Here is a 5,858-nt window from a genome sequence, read left to right as displayed (position 1 = left end):
AAAATGGAGTGCACACGACGCGACCTAACGATCTGACTGTACTCGAAAAATGCAGTTAAATCAATCACATAGATTTTGTACCGCGCCTATGATGGACTGGACCGACCGGCATTGCCGGACGTTCCATCGCCTGATGACGCGGCGTGGCCGCTTGTACACGGAGATGCTGACGTCGGGCGCGATCCTTCATGGCGACCGGCGGCGCTTGCTGGCGTTCGATCGTTGCGAACATCCCGTGGCGCTGCAACTCGGCGGCTCCGATCCGCGCGATTTGACCATCGCTGCCAGGATCGGCGAGGATTTCGGCTACGACGAGATCAATCTCAATGTCGGCTGTCCGTCGGACCGGGTGAAGGAGGGCCGTTTCGGCGCCTGCCTGATGGCGGAGCCAGCACTGGTTGCCACCGGCGTCGCGGCGATGAAGGCAGCCGTGTCGATACCGGTCACCGTCAAATGCCGGATCGGCATCGACGACCAGGATCCGGAGACCGCGCTCGATACGCTCGCGCGAGCCGTGGTGGCGGCAGGCGCCGATGCGCTGATCGTTCACGCCCGCAAGGCCTGGCTCGATGGATTGTCGCCGAAGGAAAATCGCGACATCCCGCCGCTCGACTATAACAGGGTCTATCGGTTGAAGGCGTCGATGCCGCATGTGCCTATCATCATCAACGGCGGCATCGCCAGTCTTGCCGAGGCCAGGCAGCATCTCGCGCATGTCGACGGCGTCATGCTGGGGCGCGCCGCGTATCAGGATCCGTGGCGGCTGCTCACCGTCGATCCGGAATTGTTCGGCGAGGCGGCGCCGTTCACGACGATGAAGGACGTCTTCGAAGCGATGCTGCCCTATATCGAACGCGAACTCGCAGCAGGCACGCGGCTGCATTCGATCACGCGGCATTTTGTCGGTGCGTTTCACGGCGTGCCGGGCGCACGCGCGTTCCGCCGCCATCTCGCCGAGCATGGGGTGAGGCCGGGTGCTGGCCCCGAGGTTTTGAAGGCCGCGATCGCGTTGGTCGGGGAGCGTGCGCCTCATGGTCCGATTCCAACATTCGCATCCCTCGCCGGAGGCACGTTTGCGAATGCTGGAATCAAAGGACCACGAGAAAATATAGGTTTCTAGTGGCGATCGCCGCCTGAGGGTCTTTCAATTGCGCATGATCTCCGCGCAAACGCGTTCCGCGTTTGTCGCGAAGGAAAACCGCTTCACACTTTTCCGGATCATGCGCTACGGATAACCGCGCAGCATCAGCCGGTCGGCGCGCACTTCCCAGCTTTCGAGCCGATCCAGAAAACTCATGCCCAACAGGTTGGTCTTCATTTGTCCGTGCGGCACCACCAGCGCCGGCACCGATCGCTCGACCAGCTTGCCGATCGCCAGCCGATCCAGCGTCAATCGCGCCGCCTTGGTGTGACCGCCCGCGGTCTCGACATCGACATCGTAATCGAGCAATTCAAGCGGAAGCCCGGCCGCCTTCGCCGTCTCATAGGTAAGCACGACGGACGTGGCGCCGGTGTCGATGACCATCGGGGCGCCGACGCCATTGATTTTGGCTTGCAGGGCGAATTCGCCACCTTGCCCGCGCACAACCTGCACCGCGCGCGTCGAAGCGTGTGGGCGCAGCAAATACGAGACGGTGTTCGAGACGGTACTTTTGGCGCGCGCGACCTGGGCGGGATCGCCATAGGCTACGACGGCGCCGACGGTCGCCAGCAGTACGGCCAGGACGAGCAGGATACGGCTCACAGCGCACCGTGCCTGTCGTTCAGCCGATCGTCGAACGGTTGGCCGGCTTGAGCACTTCGAGCCCGGCCTCCGCCATCCGTGCGGGCAATAGCGCCATCAGCGCCAGACGCTCCGCGCTTTCCATGCGATGCCCGCGCGCGATTTCGGGAAGCGTGCGCCCGCAACCGAAGCACAGGCTGGTTCTCGGATCCATCATGCAAACTGCGATACACGGCGTCTCTATGCTCATCTCTTGATAGTGAAGTGAATTCGATTGCTTGCCAAGCGTACCTATAATCCGGTTCCGGCGCTCAGGATTGGTTTATTGCGACCGACGCGCGCAGCGTCGACCTCCGTTGTATTTTCATTTTCCGGCTGCAGGGGCGGGGCGTCCTCCGACATCGGTCCGAGCGCCGACATCACGCGCTCGGGCGGGAAGGTGACGACGACTTCAGTGCCGATGCGAAGCTTTGATTTCAGCGTGAAGGTGCCGCCATGCATGTCGATCAGGCTCTTGGCGATCGGCAGTCCGAGGCCCGCGCCCTGTTCGGCCGACTTGATCGAATTGGAGCCTTGTCCGAATGAAGCCAGCACGATCGGGATTTCGTCTTCGGCAATGCCGGAGCCTGTGTCCTTGACGCTGAGATACTGGCCGCCGGACGCCGTCCAGCCGACCTTCAGCCAGATCTCGCCGCCTTGTGGCGTGAACTTGATCGAGTTCGACAGCAGGTTCAGTACGATTTGCCGCACCGCGCGCTCATCGCCCCAGATCCGCGGCATGCCTTGCTCGAATACCTCATGAATCGTGATGACGCGGCTCGAGGCGCGCAGTTTGAGCAAATGGTGGCAGTCGGCGACGACATGCACCAGTGAGACGGCCTCTTCGTTGAGCTCGTAGCGGCCGGCTTCGATCCGCGACAGGTCCAGAATCTCGTTGATGAGATTGAGCAGATGAACGCCGGAATTGTGAATGTCGGAGGAGTATTCCTTGTAGACGGGAACGGCGTGCGCGCCGAAGATTTCGCTCTTCATGACTTCGGAAAAGCCGAGGATCGCATTCAAGGGCGTTCGCAACTCGTGGCTCATCTGCGCAAGGAAGCGCGATTTGGCGACGTTGGCGGCTTCCGCGCGGTGCCGCGCTTCATCCGAGATCGCCTTGGCCTGTTCGAGTTCGCCGATCAGCGCGTCCTTTTCGGCCCGCGCTTCCAGCGTCGCCAGCGTCGCCGAATGCAGGCGGTGAGCCAACAGCGCGAAATATCCTTCCGCGGCAAGCGCGAGTAGGGCGAGCACGTAGTTATCGAAGGTGCCGCTCAGCGCGAAGTTGACCGCAATCGCGGCCGTCACCGGCGCGGTGGCGGCTAACGCTGCGATCGGAAGGCTTGCGGCCAGCATGCTCGATACCGCAACCACCAGCAGCATCAGGAACATGATTAGCGTGTTGGAGACCGCATCGAAGCCCGACGGGTGGATCAGAATCGTCGTCCAGACCAGGCCATACAGGAGATCGAGCACGATGAAGCGGGTCCGCCAGCTGCGGATCGTCGTCGTCAGCGAAGGCTGGGCGGCAATGAACAGACCGCAGCTGCGGATGATGGCGGTATGGATGCAGAGCAGGCCGCAGGTCCAGGCCGCGGCCGATACCGGCGGGATCCAGAAACCGAACAGCACGCCGGTCGCCACCACCAGCAGCATGACGACATAGGAAGCCGAGAGCCGCGTCTGGGCATATTGCCGGAGCAGTTCTCTGTCGAAAGCAGGCCGCGTTCCGCTTGAAGACGTTAACCGATCGCGTGCCTCGCGCACCCGCTGTGCCGCCGCGCGCCGGTTGGCAACAGGCGCCACAGTGGGCGGTTCAGCCGGAAGCTGCACGACTTCTGGCTTTTCAGCGGATTTACTCATCAAACAACACAAATCCTGCCCGCTAATGGAGCGGGCTTTTGCATTGTCTATCTGTGCCGCCAAAATCTTAAGAGGTGCCTTAAGAGCCTAAGAATTCTCGTTAACGAGAGGTTAAATTAACTTCTCGCGAGAGCCTCTTGCCGTCATTGCGAGCGAAGCGAATCCAGACCTGACGAAAGAACTGGATTGCTTCCGCCTGCGCGTAAGAGCGCTTCGGCGGACTGCAAGCGCGCCATAGCTCGCAACGCGAGCGACAGCGGGTCGTCGCTGACGCTCCTCGCAATGGCAGCAATAAATCCAGGGTATGTCGAAGGTCTAGCGTTGCAACCGCGCGAGCAAGCTCGACGTATCCCAGCGCTTGCCGCCCATCTTCTCGACTTCGGAATAGAACTGATCGACCAGTGCCGTCACCGGCAGGTGCGCGCCGTTGCGGCGGGCCTCGGCGATACAGATCGACAGATCCTTGCGCATCCATTCCACCGCAAAGCCGAAATCGTATTTGTCGTCGTTCATGGTCTTGTAGCGGTTCTCCATCTGCCAGGATTGCGCTGCGCCCTTGGAGATGGTGTCGATCACGGCGGCGACATCCAGTCCCGATTTTTTGGCGAAATGAATGCCTTCCGAAAGGCCCTGAACGAGGCCCGCGATGCAGATCTGGTTGACCATCTTGGTCAGTTGGCCGCTTCCCGCGGGTCCGAGCCGTTTGCACATGCGGGCATAGGCGGCGATGATTGGCTCGACGCCGGCATAGGCGTCTTCAGTTCCGCCGCACATCACCGTCAAGACGCCGTTTTCCGCGCCGGCCTGTCCGCCCGATACCGGTGCATCAACGAATTTGAAGCCCGCTTTGCCGGCGGCCGCATCGAGTTCGCGCGCCACTTCCGCCGAAGCGGTGGTGTGATCGACGAAGGTCGCGCCTTTTTTCATGCCGGCAAAGGCGCCATCGGCGCCGATCGTGATGGCGCGGAGGTCGTGGTCGTTGCCGACGCAGGCCATCACGAAATCCTGGCCTTCGGCCGCGGCCTTTGGCGTGGCTGCGGTCTTGCCCTTGAATTTCTCGGCCCATGTTTTGGCTTTGCCCGGCGTCCGGTTGTACACCGTCACCTCGTGGCCGCCCTTGACGACGAGATGCCCTGCCATGGGGAAACCCATGACGCCGAGACCGAGAAAAGCGACTTTAGCCATTTGTGCAATCCTGGGGTTCTGCCGGCGCATCGGTAGGCCGGTCATGTTCTTGTATGAGAGACGGTAGACCGGTTCGAGAACAGGCATCCGCCTTGAGACCCGCGACCTGAGAGCGCGCCTTAGGGATCGGCAACGCCTCCATTTGGCGGGCGGGCGTGGTTTTATGCTAGCATGGCGCGATAGTCGAGTTTCAAAACAAAAAAGGGAGTGAGCTCACATGGGTATGAGCGTTGGCGTGCTTGATCATTTCAATATCCGGACTCGCAAGCTCGCCGATACCGTTCGGTTCTACGAGGACGTTCTCGGCCTTGAAAAAGGTGACCGGCCGAATTTCGCCTTTCCAGGCGCCTGGATGTACAGCGAGGGCAAGGCGGTGGTCCATCTGGTCGATATCTCGGTGACCGAAGAGGCGCAAAAGCCGGATTCCGGCGTGGTTCATCATGTCGCATTTGTGAGCCGCGGTTTTGACGCCATGAAAGGGCGGCTTCAGTCCAAGAAGATGCCGTTCGACGCACGGCAGGTTCCCGGCGGCGATCTTTGGCAGATCTTCGTCAACGACCCCAATGGCGTGATGATCGAGCTGAACTATGAGGCCGCCAAGGAACAGGCGGGATCGGCGCCCTCGATGCGGACGGACGATGTCGGCAGGAGGTAGCCTTTTGGGCTGGCAGGCTTTATGGGTCGCATCCGAAGGTCATAGCGTTTTCGAGCGAAGCGGACCCCGGTTCGCGTGAAGAAAACGCGTCAAAACAAAAGAACAGACCGGTTCTGATGCCATCAGAATTGGCTCCAGGAGATGCGCCGTGAGCGTAACGCAACAACAGGTTCAGGACGCTCTCGCCAAGGTAACTTCGCCCCGTGGCGTGGCCTTGACCAATGCCGGGGTGCTGTCGGAGATCTCGGTCAGTGACGGCAAGGTGTTTTTTTCGATCAACGTCGAGGCGACGGAAGCCCGCGCCTGGGAAGGCGTTCGGGCCGCTGCGGAAACGGCGGTGCGCGCCATTCCCGGTGTTGAGGTCGCCATGGTCGCGCTGACCGCCGAACGCAAGGC

At 61.2% G+C, this 5,858-nt stretch carries 7 protein-coding genes; 3 read left to right on the top strand and 4 right to left on the bottom strand.

Annotated features, from left to right (window positions below):
* Positions 1–49 precede the first annotated feature (49 nt).
* Positions 50–1,120 carry a tRNA dihydrouridine(20/20a) synthase DusA gene (gene dusA / locus WB528_RS18775; protein ID WP_423889896.1) on the top strand — a complete coding sequence of 357 codons (1,071 nt, stop codon included), beginning with the start codon at positions 50–52 and terminating at the stop codon, positions 1,118–1,120.
* Positions 1,121–1,225: 105 nt separating this feature from the next.
* Here the strand turns inward: dusA and WB528_RS18770 are convergent, their stop codons facing one another.
* From WB528_RS18770 to WB528_RS18755, 4 genes are all read right to left on the bottom strand, one after another.
* Positions 1,226–1,744: a TIGR02281 family clan AA aspartic protease gene (locus tag WB528_RS18770; protein ID WP_423889895.1), complete on the bottom strand. Its 519-nt coding sequence runs from the start codon at positions 1,742–1,744 to the stop codon at positions 1,226–1,228.
* A 19-nt stretch (positions 1,745–1,763) separates the two neighbouring features.
* The gene (locus tag WB528_RS18765; protein WP_423889893.1) at positions 1,764–1,973 is read right to left on the bottom strand and encodes a DUF1289 domain-containing protein; all 210 of its coding nucleotides are present in this window, start codon (positions 1,971–1,973) and stop codon (positions 1,764–1,766) included.
* Between the two features lie 41 nt (positions 1,974–2,014).
* A complete protein-coding gene (locus WB528_RS18760) occupies positions 2,015–3,622 on the bottom strand; it encodes a sensor histidine kinase (RefSeq protein ID WP_423889892.1) in 1,608 nt (535 codons plus the stop codon).
* Positions 3,623–3,937: 315 nt separating this feature from the next.
* Positions 3,938–4,807, bottom strand: coding sequence for an NAD(P)-dependent oxidoreductase (locus tag WB528_RS18755; protein WP_423889889.1), 870 nt, complete (start codon positions 4,805–4,807; stop codon positions 3,938–3,940).
* 217 nt (positions 4,808–5,024) lie between these two features.
* On the opposite strand from WB528_RS18755, the gene WB528_RS18750 reads away from it, so the two are divergent.
* Together WB528_RS18750 and WB528_RS18745 are read left to right on the top strand one after the other, a co-directional pair.
* A complete protein-coding gene (locus WB528_RS18750) occupies positions 5,025–5,462 on the top strand; it encodes a VOC family protein (protein WP_423889888.1) in 438 nt (145 codons plus the stop codon).
* A gap of 148 nt (positions 5,463–5,610) precedes the next feature.
* The coding region (locus WB528_RS18745) for an iron-sulfur cluster assembly protein (RefSeq protein ID WP_423889887.1) at positions 5,611–5,858 on the top strand (248 nt) is incomplete at its 3' end.

This window comes from Bradyrhizobium sp., from assembly GCF_049586575.1.
In the GTDB taxonomy this organism is placed as follows: domain Bacteria; phylum Pseudomonadota; class Alphaproteobacteria; order Rhizobiales; family Xanthobacteraceae; genus Bradyrhizobium.
The sequence above is the reverse complement of the archived record's forward strand: the minus strand, read 5'-3'. Positions and strand labels throughout refer to the sequence as shown.